We start from the raw sequence: 19,455 nt of genomic DNA, 5'->3' as shown, positions 1-19,455 counted from the left end.
AAGTATATGTAACCGTCGGTTACACATAAATCGCCTTTGCCTCGTTCACCGCTATTTGTCCCGGTAGGCCACCAGATGAGCCAGCGCCGTCAGATCGGCGGCGGCCATTTCCGGTGGCAACACACCCAGTGCGGATTCCAGTGCCGTGGCCGCGCGCCCCAGCGTGCGCTGCCGTCCACCGGCCTCCTCGATCAGGTTCGCCGCCCGCGCCGCCCGCTGCGCGGTCATCGGCTGCCGGGCGTGATAGAGACGCGCGAACTCCCGGCCCGGTCCGGTATCGGAGGCCAATGCGCAGACCACCGGGAACGACTGCTTGCGCTGAATCAGATCGCTGTGCGCGGGTTTTCCGGTCACCTCGGGATCACCCCAGATATCGATGGCGTCATCGACGAGCTGGAACACCAGCCCCAATTCACATCCGAAGGTATGCATCGCGGACACCACCCGATGATCGGCCCCGGCACACAGCGCACCGAGGGCGCACGCGCAGCCCAGTAGCGCCCCGGTCTTGCCCGCGGCCATGGTCAGGTATTCATCGACGGTCACCGAGGAGCGCGCCGCGAAGGCGCAATCCTCGTACTGCCCGCGGCACAGTGTGACGGTGGCGCGTGCCAGCCGGATCACCGCCTCCGCGGTCACCGATTCGGGCACACCGTCCGAGAGCACGCCCAGGGCCAGCGCCTGTAGCGCGTCCCCGAGCAGGGTGGCATTGGTTTCACCCCAGACCCGCCAGACCGTGGGCCGGCCGTGCCGGAAACGGTCCTCGTCCATGACGTCGTCGTGCACCAGGGAGAAGTTGTGCAGCAGCTCGACCGCGGCGGCGGCGTGGGTGGCGTTCTCGATGGTTCCGCCGCAGGCCACCGCGGCCGCGAAGGTGAGGGCGGGTCGCAGGGCCTTGCCCTGTAGCCCGGTGATCTCCACGCCTTCGGCGTCACACCAGCCGAAGTGGTATCCGGCCATGCGATCCATGGGTTCGGAGAGTGAGGCGACCGCCGCGCGCAGCACCGGTTCGATGGCCAGCCGCGCCGCGGCCAGCTGTCTGCGCGCCGCGACGTGCGGGCCGCCATCGGAATGTTGGCCGTATTCGGCGGGCCGCTGGCGTATTTCGCTGTGGCCGATGGTTTTCATCATGGTCGGCCGGGTGAGACCCCAGCGGCGCATGCCCTCGAGTCGTTGTCCCGCTGTGGTTCTGGTCGGTTTCGACGCTCGCATAATCGGCCCCGCTCACTCGGACACGGCCTCCGCAGCCACCCGGCGGTGATTGGGCGGCCATGCATAGAAGATCCCAATCGTCCCATCCGAACGTGAAAACGCGGGACCGCCTGTGGATTTCATTTCGGCAACGGCGGCTGCGCCGCAGCTCAGGTGAGTGGCAGGCCGTGTTCCAGCGCCTCCACCGGCGCGCTCGTATAACGGGCGGCCTGATAGTGGTAATCGAAATTCGCCCGAACGTACACCGTGTAACTGCCTGCGGTGGCCAAAGTGTCGGCGCGGTCACGATCGCCGAGTCCGGCGTCGGCGAGTTCGGCCGGAAGTTGCTCGAGTGCGGCCGTCATGCGGGCTATGCACTCGGTGAGCATGGTGTTGACGAGCTCGAGCGCTCGGGTCCGGTTGTGCCCGAAGTGATATTCGGCCAGCAGCACCGAGTTGTACAGGTAGCCCGAGGCTTCGTCCGAGGCCACCGACAGCACATCGTTGAACAGGCCCATATGCTCGACCGCCGCCTCGCGCAGGCTGCGCATGGCCGGAAGGTAGCGGGCGGGCGCGCAGAGATCTATCCCCTCGGCGCGCTCGCTGATGTCGAGAAAGACGAAGAGCGCCACACCATCTCGGCGATGCGCGCGATAGGTCTCCAGATCCGGAAGATTTCCGGAAAGCCGCCCCACGCTCTCGGTGTAATACGTCCAGAGCCAGTCCCGGATCTCCGCGCGTACGGCCTCGCACCATTCGGGTGAGCGACCCTCGCACAGTCTCCGCCACAGATCAGCGAACGCCACGGCCAGTACGCCGGAAGGTTGCCTGGCACTGTCGAATACCGCGTTCAGCGCGCGCACCGCTTCCAAACAGCGCTGTGGATCGGGGATTTCAATATCGAACTGATCGTCGACCACGAAAGCCCAAGCCGTGTACTGGCTGAGCAGCGTGAGCTCCTCGACATCGGCCTTGGGACACCAGAGTGCGTACATTCGCGCCGGTCTGGTGCGTACCATCCGCCGCCGCGTCAACTCGGTGGGCACGAGCTCGAACTTCTCGAGCCACTCCCACATACCCGCTTCTGCCTCCAGCTCCAGCGGATTGAGGTCCACCGGGGCGTACGGCATGAAAAAATCGGTTGGTTCCATCGAAACTGCCTATCTCCCAACCAGTTTACCCGCCCACCCGACAATACCGGCGTTTCGGGCAGATCCGGCGATCCGACCGCTATTCGGCCGGTGACGCGAGTCGCCGGGCGGAGTCGGAGAACGGTCGCTCCCCGGCCCGCATCGCTGTCAAAGGGGCCCACACCCGCCGCATCAGACCGGTCGTCACACCCGGAAATCTGATCAGCCCTACCACTTTCGCCGATTCTATCGTGCGAGCACGCGCCGCGCGCAGCGCCGCGGACCGGTGTGGCGCAAATGACCTTCGCATCGAGAGATCAAGGGTGAGAACGGCTTCCGCCTCGGACGCGCAGGGCGAGGAGCCTTCCGGCGGTGCCGCATCCCCGACCGCATCGACGAAAGTGCTTTCGGCACTGATCAATACGCGTCATCGCCGTCGTGGTGTACGTGCGAATGAGATTACCGATGCGCGTCCACGCCGGTGATGCGGCGCAGACCATCGGCGAGATCGCTTCCGGTGGGCGCGGTTTCCGGATCGATCAGATACTGCGCGGCCACGCCGATGAGCAGCGCCTGGTGCACCAGTCCGGCGGTGCGATCGTCGTCGGCATCGCCGCCGAACAGCCGGGCCAGGCCCGCCCGCGCCTCGGGCATGGTCGCGGCCAGCTGCGCGCGGGAATCCGCGTGTGAGAGCGCGTCGAAGGTGGCCGCCCAGACGCCCCGGTGATCGGCGATCGATCCCCGGACCGCGTCCCATCGGGTCGCGAAGCGGCGCAGTGCGTCCGGATCGGTGACATCGGTCGCCGCGAGAGCACGCGCCAGTTCGGCCCCCCATTCCCGGGTCGCCTCGGTGAGGGCGGCGGTGAGCAGAGCTTCCTTGGATCCGAAGTGGTAGCCGATGGCGGCCATGCTCACGCCCGCGGCGGTGGCGATATCGCGGACGGTGGTGCGGGCGTAGCCCTTCTCGAACAGGCAGGTGCGCGCCCCGGCCAGCAGATCCTCACGGTTTCCCATGCTGAGCAGACTAGCGCAAATGCCTGAGACAAAAGTATTGCGCAATTGCCTAAGACATTTGTACAGTTCTGCTCATGCGAAACCTGGCCAACCAGAACGTCCTCATCTCCGGCGCGAGCATCGCGGGTCCCGCTCTCGCCTTCTGGCTGCGGCGGTACGGCTTCCGGCCGACCATCGTGGAGAAGGCCCCGGCCCTGCGCGAAGGCGGTCAGGCCATCGACGTGCTCGGCACCGCCACCGAGGTCATTCGCCGGATGGGACTGCTGGAGCGGGTGCACGCCTTGCAGACCGGGAAGCGCGGCACCTCGTATGTGTCCGCCGACGGCACCGTCAAGGCGAGTATCAGCAGCGAGGTCTTCAACGGCGTCGGCGCGGGCGGCGATACCGAGATCGCGCGCGGCGATCTGGCGCGGGTGCTGTACGAGGCCACGCGCGATGATGTCGAGTACCTCTTCGGCGATTCCATCGCCGAGCTCACCGAGACCGCCGACGGGGTGCACGTCACCTTCGAGCACTCCCCCGCCCGCACCTTCGATCTGGTGATCGGCGCCGATGGCGTCCACTCCCGCACGCGCGCACTGGTTTTCGGCCCGGAATCGGATTTCGTCCGCCACATGGGCTACTACATCTCGATCTTCACCATCCCCAACCTGCTGAATCTGGATCACTGGGAACTGGACTACAACACCCCGGGCAAGATCGCGGGCAGTTACAGCGCGCGGGAGAACACCGAAGCCAAGGCGATTTTCGCGTGGGCGTCCGAGCAACTCGACTACGACTTCCGGGATGGCGACGCCCAGCGCCGCATTCTGACCGACACCTTCGCCGAGCAGGGCTGGGAGGTGCCGCGGCTACTGACGGAACTGCACAACGCCCCGGACTTCTACTTCGACGCCATGGCGCAGATCAAGATGGACACCTGGTCCCGGGGACGGGTGTCGCTGGTCGGTGATGCGGGGTACTGCGCTTCCCCGCTCTCGGGTCAGGGTGCGGACCTCGCACTGGTCGGCGCATATCTGCTGGCGGGTGAATTGGCCGCCGCCGCAGGCGATTACCGCATCGCGTTCGCCGCCTACGAGCGGGAGATGCGGCCCATGGTGGATGCCTGCCAGCGGTTCGCCGAGGGCGTGGGCCAGTGGTACGCGCCCGGTAGCAAGACGATGATCAAGGTCCGCAATCTGAATGTGCGCCTGCTGCCGTACCTGCCCTGGCGCGGGCTCATCGGTGGCGCCCCGCAGAAGGTGGCGCGCACCGTCGCGGCCAAGGACTACACGGTCGCGGTGTCCTGATTTTCGGAAACCACAAGATCAATCCGCGCCGCGCCGTACGCTCGGGCACCGAACACCAGCTGTACAGAAGGCACTACCCGGAGGCGCGCATGCTGTCCCTGCAGGAGATTTCGGATCGGATGGAGATCGAGGACCTGATGGTCCGGTACTCCCATGCGGTGGACACCAAGCAGTGGGAGCTGCTCGATGAGATCTTCACCGCCGACGCCCATATCGATTACACGGCGATGGGCGGACCGGCCGGAGATGTGGCCTCCACCAAGGCTTTTCTCGCCACGGTCATGCCGAATTTCACGGCGTTCCAGCATTTGATCGCCAACTCCGCCATCAAGGTCGACGGTGATACGGCGACCGCCCGCACCATGTGCCACAACCCGATGGTGGTGGCCGGTGCGGACGGTCTGCCCCGCTTGATGCTGTGCGGGCTCTGGTACCACGACTCATTCGTCCGGGTGGACGATCAGTGGCGGATCAGCCGGCGAATCGAGGAGAAGTCCTATATGTTCGTCGCCCCGCCGGCCGAGGCCGTGATCAGCTGATCGAACAGGTCGCGGTACCCGCGTAGCGCCTGGCGCAGTTCCTCGGTGTCCGAACCCTTTTCCTCGTGCCAGCGCTGTTCGAGCGCGTGCCGCCGCTGGGCGAAGCTGTCCACCAGCGCCTGAATGCCGCCCTCGACCAATTTGTCGGCGCGGGTCACCGCATCGCGCGGGTCGTCGACGAACATGGTCTGCACTTCGCGCCACTGCCCGCGCAGCTGGTTCGAATCGACCGGATGCGCACTCTGTCCGGCGCCGTGCTGCCGCTGCTCGTCGGTGCCCGGGCCGCCGTTGTGCAGTCGCTGTCCGGCCTCATCGGTGGCGGGACCACCGTTCGGCTGTCGCTGTCCGGCCTCATGTGCCCGCTGCGTGCTCGCGGACGGTTGCGGCTGGGCGGCGCGGAGTCGCTGATCCGCCTCGACGTTCTGATTCGGCTGTCCGTGGACCGCCTGATCCGGTGCGTGCGCCGGACGGGCATCCGGTCCCTGTGTCGCAACCGAACTCGGTTCCTGCGCCCCAAGGGAATTCGGATCGCGGCGGGGGTCGAGGGCTTCCGGCGTGCCCCGCTGGGCGTCCTCGGATCGACCGGTGTGCTCGGGCCGCTCCGGAGAACCGGCGGCGCGGACATCACTGCCGGTCACCGTATTCGCCTGTGCTGCGGCCTGTTTCGCTTGCTCTTTGTCAGTGCTCATTTGTCGTACCTCACTTATCGGTTATCGCGTGCGGAATGCGGTGCGGCGGTGTCGGATTGGGATCCGTTGCCGTCCACCAGTTCCGCGAAGAGCTGCCGGTAGTCGACAATCGCGGCGCGCATATCCTCGGTGGACACCTGCCCGCGTCCGGCCTGACCGGCGATCTGATGCGCGCGGCGGAAACGATCCACCGGCTGGGCGTGCTCGACCGAGAGATCCGCGACCCGCTGGTCCGGATCCTCGGTCGGATAGCCGCGATCGGCCATCGCCAGGGTGAGCAGGCGATCGGCGTTCTCCAGCGCGTGCGCCGGATCGTCGACGAACTGTTCCTGCACGTGGGCCCACTGCATGGTGTAGCGGCGCTTCTCATCGTCGGTCAGCTCGCGCAGCTGCAACTGCTGATGCCGCTTCTGCCGTTCCACCAGTTCACGTTCGGCGTCGCGGCGGTTGTCCGACTGTTCGACCGCGCGGTCGTACTCCGGCCCGAACCGCTCCTTCAATTTGCGACTGCGCATGCGTGGCATCAGCGCCAGCGCGATCACGATTGCCGCGGCGATCACCACCACGATGACAATCACGGTTACTACTGCACCCGACATCTTGCTCCTCCTCGCCGAGTCCGTCTTCTTGCGGACGTAATGCCTCGACGCGGCGGGCTCAAACGTATGAGCGGATCATTCCCCGCGCAGCAGCTCGATGACCGGAGCGAGTTTCTCCATATTGGGCTCCAGCACGGTGATGTAGTTGAAGCCCAACGTTTCCCGGCGTTCGCGCAGCGTATCGGCGATCTGAGCGGGCGTGCCGAGCAACAGCACCGGGAGGTCATCGAGCGCGCCGTCGAACTCGAATGGCAGGTGCGCGGCCAGATAATCGGCTGCGGCGGAACGCTCTTCGTCCCGTATGACGCCCTGCACCAGCAGATTGAATTCCACCGAGCGCCCGCCCAGATGGTCGCGCACATAGTCGGTGCGCTTGGCGAGGGCCGCGCTGTCGGCGAGCGTCAGGCGGCCGTTATCGCTCGCACCCGCGCCGGTGAAGGCGACGATATCGGCGTTCGCGGCGGCGAAGCGCAGTGAACGGTCTCCCCACGCCGCGAGCAGCAGGGTGGGCCCGCCGGGCTGTACCGGCCGCGGGGTGTACTCCGGATCGGCGAACAGCCCGCGCAGCGTGGCGACGGTGCGCTCTAGATGGTCGACCCGCTCCCGGGCGGACGGGAAAGGCATTCCGGCGGCTTCGAATTCGGCCTTGACGTAGCCCGCGCCGAGGCCGAGTTCGACCCGGCCATCGGTGAGCTGATCGAGTCCGGCGACATCGCGCGCCAGCAGCACCGGATTGTAGAACGGGGCGTTCAGGACGAAGGTGTTGAGCCGGACTCGCTCGGTCGCCTCGCCCGCGAGCATGAGCGCCGGGAACGGTGCGGCCAGGCCCAGATGGTCCGGGACGCCGATCACATCGAAGCCGAGTTGTTCGGCCCGGCGACACTTCTCGATCCAGCTCGCACGCGAAGACGGGGCAATCATGTTCACACCGAAGCGAAATGGGTACGCCATACCTACTGTCTACCAGTCGAATCCGAACAAGATCACAAGCATCGGCCCCGCGACGCCAGGCGAAGCCTGCGAAGACGGTCGAATCGAATTAACGCGCGGACTCCACCGAATGGGGTACGGGCGGGGCTCGCGCACGCCATCATGGGGTATCGCATTTCCGAGTCGCCCGCGAGGAGTTTGCGCGATGACACAGCTACCGGCCATTTTCCAACAGCGTGCGGAGTTGGAGAAGGTGTGGGCGCGGTGGGCGACGGGAACGCAACAGCTGCCCGCGCTCGGTCCCGCGAGCGCACCGGTGCCGGTGCTGCGCGAGGAAGTGGTGGAGTCGTGGGAGCGCTCGCTGCGCACCGTGGACCCCGCACGGGCGGTGGCACCGGCCACCGATCGGGACGAATTGGGTTCGCGCTGGGCCGAATCGCCGCTGCGCACCCCGGTCACCGAACTCGCCGGGGAGATTCGCGCCATCGCCGAGGACGCCGGAATGATCGCGGTCGTCACCGATGACGAGGGCACCGTGCTGTTCAGCTGCGGCGACCGCGCGGTGCGGCGGCGCGCCGAGACCGTGAACCTCGCGCCCGGCGGTTGCTGGGATGAGCCGTACATGGGGACCAGCGGGGTGGCGCTATCGCTGCACACCGGCCGCCCCAGTTCGGTCTGGGCCGCCGAGCATCTGGTGGAGGCGTTGCACGGCTGGGTCTGCTACTGCGCCCCGATTCGCGCCGCCGACGGCCGTCAAATCGGCGTACTGGATCTGTCGACCTATTGGGATCGCTCGCATCCGATGATTCTGGCCACGGTGCGGGCCCTGGTTACCGCCATCGAATCCCGTTTGCACACAGAGCAATCCAGACCGGTGGCGCGCACCCGGCTGGAATGCCTCGGGGTGCCGCGCCTGTACAAGCAGGGCCAGCAGGTCCCCATGCGCCCGCGGCAGGTGGAGATCCTCACGCTGCTGGCGCTGGAGCCGGAGGGTTACACCCCCGAGCGTCTGCACGCCGCCGTCTACGGTGATCGGTCCGTCTCCCCCAGCACCCTCAAGGCCGATGTCTCGCGCCTGCGCCGCGCCACCGACGGTCAGATCGCGGACCGCCGCTATATGCTCACCGATCCCCTGGCCTGTGACGCCACCGAATTGCTCGCGGCGCTGGAGGCGGGCGATCTGACCACCGCCGTGCGGCTGTATCGCGGTCCGCTGCTACCGGATTCCGATATTCCCGGCATCGTACAGTGGCGCGAACATCTCGACGTGGGTCTGCGCACCGCCGTGCTCGCGGACCGGAATCCCGAGCACGCCTTGCGATTCGGGCAGCGTTGCCCGGACGATATCGAAATCCACGAGCACGCACTGCGTTTGCTCGCCCCGGGCGACAGTCGCCGCGCGCTGGCCACGGCCCGGCTGCACACCGCACTACGCGCGTAGTTGGTCGATACCGGTCCATAGCGGACCGGTCCGGCGAATAGGACACGAACGCCCGTGGGTTGGCGCATCGTTGCGCCGAGGTTGCAGTGAACAGCCTACTTTTCACCAACCGCGCGCCAACCCTGTGCCAACCCGGCGGGGTCATAGTGACCCCGGTCACCGTAGCTCGGGTTCGTCTGAGGCCCAACGCTTCCCACGACATCCGAGCTATCACTGGAGGAGTCAGATGAAGACGGGTTCGGTCACCCGGGTGGCCATCACCGATGCCGCGGCCGATGTGCTGCAGGTGCTCATCTCCCATCACGGCCCGGTCCTGTTCCATCAGTCCGGCGGCTGCCGCGACGGCAGTTCGCCGATTTGCTATCCGCTGGGCGATTTCCGGGTCGGGGCGGCCGATGTCATGCTCGGCCGGGTTTTCCCGGATACGCCATTCTGGTTGAGCGCCGGTAATTTCGAGCACTGGCGGCATACCCATTTGACCGTCGACGTGATATCCGGTCGCAGCAGCGGCTTCTCCCTCGAGGTCCCAGAGGGGGTCCGATTCATCATCCGGTCGCGGTTGTTCACCGATGCCGAGGCGGCGGTGTTGGAGGCGGCTCCCAGGCCGCCCCGAGGCGCCGACCTGACCGGATGAGATAGGTGGCGCGGCCGGTTTCTCCGGGCCGGCCGCGCCTCCGCCCTCTCGTGAAAACGCTACTGCGGCAGCAGTTCCCAGAGACCGTCGATACCGAGACGGAGCGGATACAGCGGATGCCCCTGGTCGTCGTGCGTCACCCTGGGGCGCACGATGATCTCCTCGGCGAAGGGAATCGTCCACCCGCGATCCAGCAGCGCGGGCGGTAGATAACCGGACTCGACGGTCACCGGCAGTCCGCGATCGGCCGCGAAACCGGCCAGTCCGAGCAGATGCCAGGAGACGAAACCCACCGGGGCGAGACATCGTTCGGGCGTACCCCAGAATCGCCGATGCTGTTGCAGCGCTTCGGCGATCGCGGTGTTGAACTCCGCGGCCGAACCCGTTGCGGCGTAGTCGAGCGCCCGGATAGCGGGCGCGGCACACAGTACGGCGTATTCATCCGAACTGTCCGCGGCCGCGCTCCAGGCTGCCCGCAAGGTGTCCCGGACATCGGCTGCACCGCTGTGCAGCTGCTGCCAGCCCAGCGCCCACAACGTCGCGTAGTCGTGCGCGTCCGGCAGTGGAAAACCCGGCCGGTCCGCGGTGCCCACCAGAAAGGCCAGCAGCCGCGGATCGCGGGTGATGAGGCCCAGCGAGAGCGCGGACACGAAATCCGATGCGGCGGGGCCGGGTTGGCGGCCGCCGATGCCCGGCACCCGGTACTGATCATCCTCGATGATCATGGTGACGGCGGAGCCGCCCGCCGGTTGCCGCGCCGCCTGCAACCGGCCCACCAGCGCGTTGGCCGCCGATTCGGTGTACGAGCGGATGCGTGTGTTCCCGTCGCCGAAATCGGCGAGACTGTAATATCCCGCGAGCCCGAGGAATTCATTGGCCACCGCCTGCAACCCGATGAAGGGTTCGGTCGCCAGTTCCTCCTCGAGAATCGCGTGCGCGGTCTCCCACGCCCCCGAGACCTGCTCGTGGACCAGATCCATCGCGTCGTCCAGGCGGCCACCGGGCCGCTCCGCATCCGGATCGCAGGGATAGTGCCGCCCGATCTGCCCCGTGCTCAGCGTCATTGGCCCTCCTGAAATCGAAACAGGGTGCCGGACATCGCCGCCCGCCCCCGTACCGAAACATACCGGTGGTTTCGGGCCGGGGCAGGCGGGCGGATCGGATCAGCGGCCGGGCAGGTACTTGATGGCGCGGGCAACGCCCATCAGGAACGGCTGCCACTTGTCCTGCGAGATGAGCGGGGGCGCATCGAGATTCAGGAACCGGGTGACCACGACCGTCTGCGGTTCGGTGAACTTGAGCAGCCCGTCGGGACCGTGGCGACGGCCGACGCCGGAGATGCCCATACCGCCCATCGGCGCGCCGGTCGAGCCCCAGGCGGGGGCGTAACCCTCGTCGATATTGACGGTGCCCGCGTGCAGGCGTTCGGCGATGCGCTCGCCTTCGGCCTTGCTGCCCGCCCAGACGCTGGCATTGAGGCCGTATTCGGTGTCGTTGGCGCGGGTGATCGCCTCTTCCACATCGGCTACCGGGTAGATGGACACCAGCGGGCCGAAGGTTTCGTTGCGGCCGCATTCCATGGTGTCGGTGACCTCGGCCAGTACGGTCGGCTCGTAGAACAGCGGGCCGAGGTCCGGCCGGGCGTTGCCACCCGCGAGGACCTTCGCGCCCTTGGAGACCGCGTCGGCGACGTGCTTGGTCACCGTTTCTAGCTGAGCCTCGGAGATGAGGCTGCCGATATCCTCCGAATAGTCGTAGGCCGCACCGACTTTCGCGGCCTTGACGGCGGTGACGAACTTCTCGGTGAATTCGGCGGCAACAGACTGTTCGACATACAGGCGCTCGATGGAGATACAGAGCTGACCGGCGTTCGAGAAGCATGCGCGCACAGCGGCTTTGGCGGCCTTGTCGAGGTTCGCGCCCGCGGTGACAATCATCGGGTTCTTGCCGCCGAGTTCGGCGGAGAAGCCGATCAGGCGACGCCCGCACTGCTCGGCCAGGGTGCGGCCGGTGGTGGAGGAACCGGTGAACATGAGGTAGTCGCAGGCCTCGACGATGGCGGTGCCGACCACCGTACCCGGACCGGTGACCACGGCGAACAGATCGCGCGGCAGTCCGGCGCGGGCGAACAGTTCGGCATTGGCCAGCGAGGAGTACGGGGTCTGGCTGTCCGGCTTCACCACGACGCCGTTACCGGCCAGCAGTGCCGGAATCGAATCGCCGATCGAAAGCAGCATCGGATAGTTCCACGGTGCGATGACACCGACGACACCCTTGGGCACCGCGCGCACGGCGGCCCGGTTCAGCACCGGGAACGCGCCCGGGACGCTGTGCGAGGCCAGCAATTGCGGTGCGACACGGGCGAAATAGCGGGCCGCCATCATCAGGCCCATGATCTCTTCCTGAGCAGCCCAGCGCGCTTTACCGGTCTCGGCCTGCACCACGTCCATCAGGTACTCGCGGTTCTCCACCACCAGATCTCGATACCGATTGAAGACCGCGGCCCGGTCCTTGACCGGGCGGGCGGCCCATTCCGCCTGCGCCGCACGCGCTTTGGTGACGGCGACGGTCACATCGGCGGCCGTGCCCACCGGCACCGTACCGAGCGTCTTTCCGGTGAACACCTCGGTGATCGCGCGAATATCGCGATCCTCGGTGGTATCAACGGCCGCGAACGTCCGCAGACGTTCGAACACTGCGGCTGCCGGGACGGGCATCGTCGCCTCCTACTTACGGGTAACCTCGGGGTACACACAATCTACCCTTACCGGGCACCCGTGACGGCTGAGTCCGGGATACGGCCGGTCGAGCCGGGTTTCCGTCCGAAAATGTCGGCAATCGGGGTGCCGCCGCGCACACCGAAACACGGCCGGTGCGACTTCGAGAAGTCGCACCGGCCGTGCTGATTCGAGTGGGATATCAGGGCTTCGGCGCGCAATTCGCGGGCGGCACGATGCCCTGGTTGGCGACATTGTTGCCGAGCAGGACCGTGGTCTTGGCCTCCACCGACGCCTGACCGGGCGCGGAGATCTTGATAGTGAAGGACTGGGTCTTCTCCTGCGGGGTCGCGGTGCACAGTGCGGTCCAGGCGATCTTCTGGCCGTTATCGATGATCGAGGCACCGACGTAGTTCTTTTTGGGCTCGGCGCTGGTCACCAATTCGATCTTCGGGGTGACACCGGCCGGGGCGTCGACCAGTTCGGAGATCGGGGTCTCGGCGCGACCGAAGGTGTTGACCGAGGCCACATCCGTCTTGGCCACCAGCTGGGTGCCCTGCGCGCCACCGGCGGAGACCACGACCAGGGTGTTGGAGGACGCGTTGGTGTCGAACGCGCCGTTCGGGGCGAAGCCCTTGACCACCGCGTCACTGGAGATATTGGTGTTCGGCGGCGTCTGGCCGTCGACCATGACGGTCATGGTCGCCGACGCGGTCTTGTTCTTGGTGACCTCGCCCAGGGTGAAGGACACCTTCTGCCCGCCCAGCTTGTTGCCGCCGGATTCGTACACGGTGCCGTTCGGAATGGTCACTTCGGCAATGACATTGGAGAACGAGTCGTTCCCGGCGGTGCTCACCGTGACGGTGCACGCCACTTCGTCACCGGGGAAGAGCTTGCCGGGGGTCTGCAGATCGCGGCACTCGTATTTGGTGGTCGGGCCCGCCACGGCGTACGCCGGAGCCGCGGCGACCTGGAGCGCGCCGGCGGCGAGTGCGAATGCCGAAGCGACCATCACGGCACGTTTCAGGGCGGGCTTGGGGGCACTGGTCATTGTCTTCTCACCTTCTTGGTGTTCGTTGGTTCTGCACCAAGAGTCGGTGCGGTGACTCTGCATCCACCAACGAAGCACTAACGGCTCCGATGAATCCGGCCGGGCTCGCCGGTATGTATTCGCGACACCCCTTCGGAGAAGGACTGCACGCGATGACAATGACCGTCGGTCAGCGCTGGGTGCTGGCGCTCACCTCACTCACCGGATTGATGATCGTGCTGGACGCATTGGTCGTCACCACGGCCATGCACGCCATCCAACTCGATCTGCACGCCTCGATCGGCGCGCTGGAATGGACCATCAATGCCTACAACCTGAGCTTCGCGGTATTGCTGATGGCGGGCGCGGCGCTCGGCGAACGGTACGGGCGCAGGCGCGTACTGGCGACGGGGCTGACGCTGTTCACCGTGGCCTCGGCTGGATGCGCGCTGGCTCCTGATCTGGGCTGGCTGATCGCCGCACGCACGGTGCAGGGCGTCGGCGCGGCTGCGGTCATGCCGGTCGCCGTGGCCCTGCTATCGGCCGCCTTCCCGCCGGATCAGCGCACTCGGGCACTCGGATTCTTCGCCGCCACAACGGGATTGGCGACGCTCGGCGGACCACTGGTCGGCGGTGCGGTGGTGCAGGGGCTGGCCTGGCAATGGATCTTCTGGATCAATGTGCCGATCGGGGCGGTGCTGATTCCGCTCGTGCTCACCCGCCTGGCCGAAAGCTTCGGCGAGGCAAGGAGAGTGGACTACGCCGGGATTGCGCTGGTGAGCGTCGCGGCGTTCGGCGCGGTATGGGGCCTGATTCGCGGCAATGAATCCGGTTGGGGCAGTACCGAAGTCGTTGCCGCCTTTGTCGCAGGCGCGGCAGGGTTGATCGCCTTCGTGCGCTGGGAGCTGCGGACGACCGCCCCGCTGATTCCGATGCGATTCTTCACCTCCCGCGCGTTCAGTGCGGGCAATACGGCGAGCTTCCTGCTGACCGCCTCCATCTTCAGCGGCGCGTTCTTCTTCACCCAATTCCTCCAGGTGGCACAGCAATACGGTCCGCTGGGCGCGGGCCTGCGCCTCGCGCCGTGGACGGTGACGCTGTTCTTCGTCGCCCCCGTCGCGGGCAAACAGGTCAACAGATTCGGCGAACGCCCGCTGGTGGTGCTCGGCCTGCTCTTGCAGACGATCGGATACGGCTGGATCGCACTGATTGCCCGGCCAGACCTGCCGTACGCGATGCTGGTCGCGCCCTTCGTGATCGCGGGTATCGGCGCGTCGATGGCCATTCCGTCCGCACAGAGCGCCGTGCTGCGGGCGGTTCCCATCTCCGCGGTCGGGGCCGCGTCCGGAACCTACAACGCACTGCGCCAGCTCGGCGGGGCATTCGGAATCGCGGTCCCGGCAGCGGTTTTCGCGGCCGTGGGCGGTTATGAGTCCGCGCACGCGTTCACCGACGGCTTCATCGCCGCGATCATCGCCGGGGCGCTGCTCGCGCTGGCCGGGGCGCTGGCGGGTCTGCTGATTCCCGCCGGAGCGCCCACCGCGCCGGATGTGATCCCTTCGACGGGAGCGGGTGGGCAAGTGAGCGATAAGACCCCGCTCGATGCCGATGCCGATGCCGATGCCGATGCCGATGCCGTTCGCGTCGCGAGCGCCGTGGGCGCGCACGCATCCGTCACGCGCACCGGGACCACCGCATGACCGGTCCGGCCGCTCGGGCCCCCGAATCGTCGGTAGGTTCGACTTCCATGACGGTCAGCGCCGAATTCGCGACCCGCACCGCACCATTCCGCCCGGAATTGCTCGCGCACTGCTATCGCATGCTCGGTTCGATCCACGAGGCCGAGGATCTGGTGCAGGAGACCATGTTGCGGGCCTGGCGCGCCGCGGACCGATTCGACGAGCGGCGAGCGTCCCTGCGCACGTGGCTGTATCGGATCGCCACCAATGCCTGCCTGACCGCGCTGGAACAGCGCGACAGACGGGCGCTCCCCAGCGGTCTCGCGGGTCCGAGCCCGGTACTGGACACCTCCCCGCCCCGGCATCCGGAGGTTCCGTGGCTGGAGCCCATTCCCGATGGGCTGCTGGGCAATTCGGCCGATGATCCGGCCACGGTGGTGGCGGCGCGCAGCGGTGTGCGGCTCGCGTTCATAGCGGCGCTGCAATTTCTGCCCGCCCGCCAGCGCGCGGTGCTGATTCTGCGCGATGTGCTGGCCTGGTCGGCGGCCGAGGTCGCCGAACTCCTGGACACCTCCCCCGCCGCCGTCAACAGCGCGCTGCAACGCGCGCACGCCCACCTGGAGGAGGTCGCTCCGATGCTCGACCAGATGTCGGAATCATTGAGCCCGGACGAGCGGGCGACCGTCGACCGTTATATGCACGCCTTCGGCAATGCCGATATGCGCGCGCTGGCCGAACTGCTCCGCGATGACGCGGTGATGGAGATGCCGCCCGCCCTGGTGTGGTTCGCGGGACGCACGCACGTGGTGGATTTCTTCACCGCCAAGACCTGCGCGGATCCGGGCAGATGGCGGCTGGTGCGCACGGCGGCGAATACCCAACCGGCCGTGGCGTGTTATCTGCGCGGCGCGGACGGTGTGCATCGCGCGCACGCGATTCACGTACTCACCGTGTCTGATTCGGCGATCGAGCGGATCACCGTATTCCTGGATCCGCGATTGTTCCCGCGCTTCGGGTTGCCCGCGGTGCTGCCGTAGCGCGTCCCGCCGGAATTCCTCCCCACTGAAACTTATATCGCGGACCCGGGCTTGCCGCAAGCCCCCGGCTGTGGTCCATACTCGCTGCTCTGTGGCTTTTCTGGACCGAAGGACGAGGTGGGAGATGGCTGAGCACAAGGCGATCGGGGTGGGGCCCGCGGGAATCGAGCTGACCTACGAGACGGCGGGTGATCCGGGACATCCGCCGGTGCTGCTGATCATGGGCGCGGGCGGGCAACTGATCAATTGGCCCGACGGATTCCGTGATGAGCTGGTCGCGCGGGGGCTGTACGTGATTCGCTTCGATCATCGCGATACCGGCCGATCGACCTTCATGACCGATGCGCCCGCACCGGATATCGCGGCGGCCCTGGCCGGGGATCTGTCGTCGGTGAGCTACACGCTCACCGATATGGCCGCCGATACGGTCGGCCTGCTCGATACCCTCGGCCTGGACAGCGTGCACCTGGTGGGCGCGTCCATGGGCGGGATGATCGCGCAGCTCATCGCGATCGAATATCCGAGCCGGGTACGAACTTTGACCACCATCATGTCCACCACCGGAGATCCCTCGGTCGGCCGGGCGCGACCCGGTGCGTTCGGCGAACCCGGCGGACCGCCGAGCACCCGTGACGAGTTCATTGCCTGGCGGTTGAAATCCGTTCGCGCACTGAGCTCCCCGGGCTTCGACTTCGACGAGGCCGCCGCCGTCGACACGCTCGGCCGCGTCTGGGATCGCGGCTTCGCCTTCGACGCCATGATGCGGCACATGCTCGCGGTGATCGGCTCCGGCGACCGCACCGAGCGCTTGCGCGAATTGACGGTCCCCGCCCTGACCATGCACGGCGAGGAGGACGGCGTCATCGATATCAGCGGCGGAAAAGCCACGGCCGCGGCGATTCCCGGTGCGAAGTTCATCTCGTTCGCGGGTATGGCGCACAGCCTGCCGCGTGAGCTCTGGCCCAGCTTCGCCGACAATATCGCGGACTTGATCGGCGCGGCGGAGTCGGCGGCGGTGCGCTGATGCCGAGTTCGCGCCGAATTCCGTTCCGCTGCGCGCGAATCCGCTGAACAACCAAGCGAGCCCGCGTGCGCCAGGTATGCGCACGCGGGCTCGCGAGTGGTGTTGCGGTCCGGCGCTATTCGTTCACCAGCACCGGAATCGACAGCACCGCGGCGGAAACCGCCGCGCCAGCCGGAGCCGGAATGGTGAAGTCGATGCCGTCGTCGTGCGGGATATGCGTCCCGCCGCCCATGGCCTCCTCATCGGCATGTTCGAAATGCCCCGTCCCGACGAGCTTTCCAGCCGCGTCATAGAACGCCGCCTGCACCTCGAGGGCGAGCACATCGCTCACATCGGTGGTGATGGCCAGCCGCCCGTGCACCGTGGTCCCGTCCAGCCGGGTGCCGGTCAGCTGAATTCGATCGGTGAACGGTCCGGGTTCGAGACGCACCTCGCCCGGTCCGGCGGTGATCGAAGCAGCGGGCGCCACAGCGGGTTTCGCCGCGTAGGACGGCGTGGTCACCGTGGTCACCGTGGTCGGCGCACTCGCGGTCTGCGAATTCGAGCACGCGGTCCCCAGCGTGGCCGTCAGCAGCAGTCCCGTGAACAGCACGACCCGTGCCGAACCCTTGCGCCGCGCAACACCATTCATGCTCACGGCAGCAGGGCCTTGTGCATCTTGGTGTACAGCGCGGTGTTGTCCTGGCTGGCGGCGAAGACGTCACCGCCCGGACCGTACGCGTAGATCATCACGTCCGCGCCGGTGTGGTTGCCGGACAGGTAGGTCAGCCACAGGCTGGCCTCGGGCGAGCCGTCCTTGACCTCGGGCTTGTCATTCGGGGTGCGGAAGGTCGCCGGGGCGAAGTTCTTCGGATCGTTCGAGCCCGCACCGTTGATCAGGCCGCTGGAGCGCGCCGGATCCTTCACGTTCTCCTTGCCGTCGCGCGAGGGCAGGGAGTTGTTGGCGGTGTTGCCCGCGTCCACATTGGTGGGCGGAGCGATCGCCTCGGCATTGGTGAAGGTGTTCTTCTCGATGATGTTGAAGCCCGCGCACTCGTGGTCTGCGGTGACGATGACCAGGGTGTGCTTATCCTTCTTCGCGAAGTCCATGGCCGCGGCGACGGCGTCGTCGAACGCCTTCATCTCGTCCAGGGTCTGGGCCGCGTCATTGGCGTGCGAGCGCTTGTCGATCTGCGCGCCCTCGATCTGGAGCAGGAAGCCCTTGCTGTCCTTGCGATTCGACAGCAGGTCGATGGCCTTGGTCGCCATGGCGGCCAGGGTCGGCTCCTGCTTCTGCGGTGCGGAGTCCGGCAGCGCGTTGCGGGCCGCGGTGACCGTCAGATTGCCGCGGTTGAACAGGCCGATGACCTTATCGCTCTTGGTCGCGGTCAGGTCCGCGGCCGTGGCGACCTTCTGGCTGTCGGCGGTCTGCGCCTTGAGCGCGGGATCGCCCATATTGCCCAGCACCTGATAACCCTTGTCGGTCAGGGCCTTCTGGTCATCGGGTTCGAAGCGGGCCAGGCCGCCGCCGAAGATGACGTCGGCGGTGCCGTTGCGCGCGATCTGCTCGGCGATCGGGGTCACCAGCGTCTTATCGGCGGGTGCGGCCTCATAGCTGCCATCGGACTTCTTGGGCAGGCAGGTGGCCTCGGTGAACGTCGGTCCCTGGCAGCCGCGCAGCAGCGCATGGCTGAACATGCCCGCCGGGGTGGCGTCGGTGATCTCGGCGGTGCTCACATTGCCGGTGGCGTACCCGGCGGTCTTGGCCTGCTCCATCAGCGTGGGCACGGATTTGCCGTAGGCGTCGACGCCGATGGCCGCGTTGTAGGTCTTGACGCCCGACGACCAGGCCGTCGCCGCGGACGCGGAGTCCGTCACCAGCGCCGGCTTATCGCTGTTCGGCTCCACCGCGTAGGTGGCCACCGCGCCGACATAGGGCAGCTGCTCCATGTTCAGCCGTCCGTTGGCGCCAACGAAGCGTTCCCGGGCGGCGGTGATGTGGCTGCGCCCCATACCGTCGCCGAGCAGGTAGATGATGTTGTGCACTTCGTTGTCGGCTTTTTTGTCCGAGCCACAACCCGCGACCAGGGTCGAGCCCACGAACGCGGCGGTGATGGCCGCGACCGCGCCGAGCCAGGCGCGTTTCTTGTGCTGCACTTCGTTCCCTCCAACCTTCGCGGCACGGGGTCTCCGTGCGCGACCCGCTGTACCCCGGGCGCGGCGAACGTATCCCTGGACGGTTGCCCGAATCCGACGCGGAGCTGTCGATTCGGTGAACGTATGTCATGACAACTGACATGGGGTGGATGACACGGGCACTATTTCCGGGTCCCGCGAACCGGCTACACGCGCGGGAATGCGGGGCTATTCTCTGGTCACCAGGCTCCAATCGCATAGCGCAGGTGGTGATCCGGGAGTGGCCGGACCGTGGGCGAGAAATACTCTCGCGCAACGGATTCAACGATTGTTCCGGCGTCTGCGCGCCCGCGATCGCATACCGGACGGCCGGTCTTCGAGTCAAATCCCGTCCCGC

Annotated in this window: 19 protein-coding genes; 7 read left to right on the top strand and 12 right to left on the bottom strand. The window is 66.9% G+C overall.

Annotated features, from left to right (window positions below; translation table 11 throughout):
• Window positions 1–51: 51 nt before the first annotated feature.
• From ACFC4D_RS00540 to ACFC4D_RS00525, 4 genes are all read right to left on the bottom strand, one after another.
• The gene (locus ACFC4D_RS00540) at window positions 52–1,212 is read right to left on the bottom strand and encodes a polyprenyl synthetase family protein (protein WP_376061057.1); all 1,161 of its coding nucleotides are present in this window, start codon (window positions 1,210–1,212) and stop codon (window positions 52–54) included.
• 149 nt (window positions 1,213–1,361) lie between these two features.
• A complete protein-coding gene (locus ACFC4D_RS00535) occupies window positions 1,362–2,342 on the bottom strand; it encodes a hypothetical protein (RefSeq protein ID WP_375967274.1) in 981 nt (326 codons plus the stop codon).
• A gap of 79 nt (window positions 2,343–2,421) precedes the next feature.
• On the bottom strand, window positions 2,422–2,742 hold the full coding sequence (locus ACFC4D_RS00530) for an ABC transporter permease (protein ID WP_376061056.1): 321 nt from the start codon (window positions 2,740–2,742) through the stop codon (window positions 2,422–2,424).
• Between the two features lie 38 nt (window positions 2,743–2,780).
• Entirely contained in the window at window positions 2,781–3,335 is a 555-nt protein-coding gene (locus tag ACFC4D_RS00525; RefSeq protein WP_376061055.1) for a TetR/AcrR family transcriptional regulator, read from the bottom strand.
• 74 nt (window positions 3,336–3,409) lie between these two features.
• Between ACFC4D_RS00525 and ACFC4D_RS00520 the strand changes: the two genes are divergently transcribed.
• The gene (locus tag ACFC4D_RS00520) at window positions 3,410–4,624 is read left to right on the top strand and encodes an FAD-dependent monooxygenase (RefSeq protein WP_376061054.1); all 1,215 of its coding nucleotides are present in this window, start codon (window positions 3,410–3,412) and stop codon (window positions 4,622–4,624) included.
• A gap of 89 nt (window positions 4,625–4,713) precedes the next feature.
• Window positions 4,714–5,163, top strand: a complete 450-nt coding sequence (locus ACFC4D_RS00515; protein ID WP_364634314.1) for a nuclear transport factor 2 family protein — start codon at window positions 4,714–4,716, stop codon at window positions 5,161–5,163.
• On the opposite strand, the gene ACFC4D_RS00510 is transcribed toward ACFC4D_RS00515, so the two are convergent.
• The 3 genes from ACFC4D_RS00510 to ACFC4D_RS00500 form a co-directional block, all read right to left on the bottom strand.
• Window positions 5,121–5,852: a hypothetical protein gene (locus tag ACFC4D_RS00510; RefSeq protein WP_376061053.1), complete on the bottom strand. Its 732-nt coding sequence runs from the start codon at window positions 5,850–5,852 to the stop codon at window positions 5,121–5,123. The genes ACFC4D_RS00515 and ACFC4D_RS00510 overlap by 43 nt on opposite strands.
• Before the next feature lie 14 nt (window positions 5,853–5,866).
• Window positions 5,867–6,451: a hypothetical protein gene (locus tag ACFC4D_RS00505; RefSeq protein ID WP_375967267.1), complete on the bottom strand. Its 585-nt coding sequence runs from the start codon at window positions 6,449–6,451 to the stop codon at window positions 5,867–5,869.
• 75 nt (window positions 6,452–6,526) lie between these two features.
• Window positions 6,527–7,402, bottom strand: a complete 876-nt coding sequence (locus ACFC4D_RS00500; protein WP_376061052.1) for an LLM class F420-dependent oxidoreductase — start codon at window positions 7,400–7,402, stop codon at window positions 6,527–6,529.
• Window positions 7,403–7,586: 184 nt separating this feature from the next.
• Here ACFC4D_RS00500 and ACFC4D_RS00495 point away from each other — a divergent pair, with 184 nt between their 5' ends.
• Together ACFC4D_RS00495 and ACFC4D_RS00490 are read left to right on the top strand one after the other, a co-directional pair.
• A complete protein-coding gene (locus tag ACFC4D_RS00495; RefSeq protein ID WP_375967265.1) occupies window positions 7,587–8,822 on the top strand; it encodes a transcriptional regulator in 1,236 nt (411 codons plus the stop codon).
• Between the two features lie 226 nt (window positions 8,823–9,048).
• The gene (locus ACFC4D_RS00490; protein WP_376061051.1) at window positions 9,049–9,456 is read left to right on the top strand and encodes a DUF779 domain-containing protein; all 408 of its coding nucleotides are present in this window, start codon (window positions 9,049–9,051) and stop codon (window positions 9,454–9,456) included.
• A 59-nt stretch (window positions 9,457–9,515) separates the two neighbouring features.
• On the opposite strand, the gene ACFC4D_RS00485 is transcribed toward ACFC4D_RS00490, so the two are convergent.
• The 3 genes from ACFC4D_RS00485 to ACFC4D_RS00475 all read right to left on the bottom strand — a co-directional run bounded on the left by ACFC4D_RS00485 (window position 9,516) and on the right by ACFC4D_RS00475 (window position 13,224).
• A complete protein-coding gene (locus ACFC4D_RS00485) occupies window positions 9,516–10,520 on the bottom strand; it encodes an immunity 49 family protein (RefSeq protein WP_376061050.1) in 1,005 nt (334 codons plus the stop codon).
• A 99-nt stretch (window positions 10,521–10,619) separates the two neighbouring features.
• Window positions 10,620–12,173, bottom strand: a complete 1,554-nt coding sequence (locus ACFC4D_RS00480) for a succinic semialdehyde dehydrogenase (RefSeq protein ID WP_375967261.1) — start codon at window positions 12,171–12,173, stop codon at window positions 10,620–10,622.
• A gap of 202 nt (window positions 12,174–12,375) precedes the next feature.
• On the bottom strand, window positions 12,376–13,224 hold the full coding sequence (locus tag ACFC4D_RS00475) for a hypothetical protein (RefSeq protein WP_376061049.1): 849 nt from the start codon (window positions 13,222–13,224) through the stop codon (window positions 12,376–12,378).
• A 152-nt stretch (window positions 13,225–13,376) separates the two neighbouring features.
• On the opposite strand from ACFC4D_RS00475, the gene ACFC4D_RS00470 reads away from it, so the two are divergent.
• The 3 genes from ACFC4D_RS00470 to ACFC4D_RS00460 all read left to right on the top strand — a co-directional run bounded on the left by ACFC4D_RS00470 (window position 13,377) and on the right by ACFC4D_RS00460 (window position 16,943).
• Window positions 13,377–14,903: an MFS transporter gene (locus ACFC4D_RS00470; RefSeq protein WP_376061048.1), complete on the top strand. Its 1,527-nt coding sequence runs from the start codon at window positions 13,377–13,379 to the stop codon at window positions 14,901–14,903.
• Complete coding sequence (locus ACFC4D_RS00465; RefSeq protein WP_376061047.1) at window positions 14,900–15,919, top strand: sigma-70 family RNA polymerase sigma factor; 1,020 nt, start codon at window positions 14,900–14,902, stop codon at window positions 15,917–15,919. The genes ACFC4D_RS00470 and ACFC4D_RS00465 overlap by 4 nt, the downstream gene beginning before the upstream one ends.
• Window positions 15,920–16,043: 124 nt before the next feature.
• The gene (locus ACFC4D_RS00460; RefSeq protein WP_375967256.1) at window positions 16,044–16,943 is read left to right on the top strand and encodes an alpha/beta fold hydrolase; all 900 of its coding nucleotides are present in this window, start codon (window positions 16,044–16,046) and stop codon (window positions 16,941–16,943) included.
• 115 nt (window positions 16,944–17,058) lie between these two features.
• Here ACFC4D_RS00460 and ACFC4D_RS00455 read toward each other — a convergent pair whose 3' ends face one another.
• Both ACFC4D_RS00455 and ACFC4D_RS00450 read right to left on the bottom strand, forming a co-directional pair.
• Window positions 17,059–17,580, bottom strand: coding sequence for a hypothetical protein (locus ACFC4D_RS00455; RefSeq protein ID WP_376061046.1), 522 nt, complete (start codon window positions 17,578–17,580; stop codon window positions 17,059–17,061).
• Window positions 17,577–19,079: an alkaline phosphatase gene (locus ACFC4D_RS00450; protein ID WP_375967253.1), complete on the bottom strand. Its 1,503-nt coding sequence runs from the start codon at window positions 19,077–19,079 to the stop codon at window positions 17,577–17,579. Before ACFC4D_RS00450 ends, ACFC4D_RS00455 begins: the two co-directional genes overlap by 4 nt.
• Between the last annotated feature and the right edge of the window lie 376 nt (window positions 19,080–19,455).

It is taken from the genome of Nocardia sp. NPDC056000, assembly GCF_042269265.1.
Classification (GTDB): domain Bacteria; phylum Actinomycetota; class Actinomycetes; order Mycobacteriales; family Mycobacteriaceae; genus Nocardia.
Note: the sequence above shows the minus strand (reverse complement) of the source record. Positions and strands in the feature narration are given on the sequence as shown.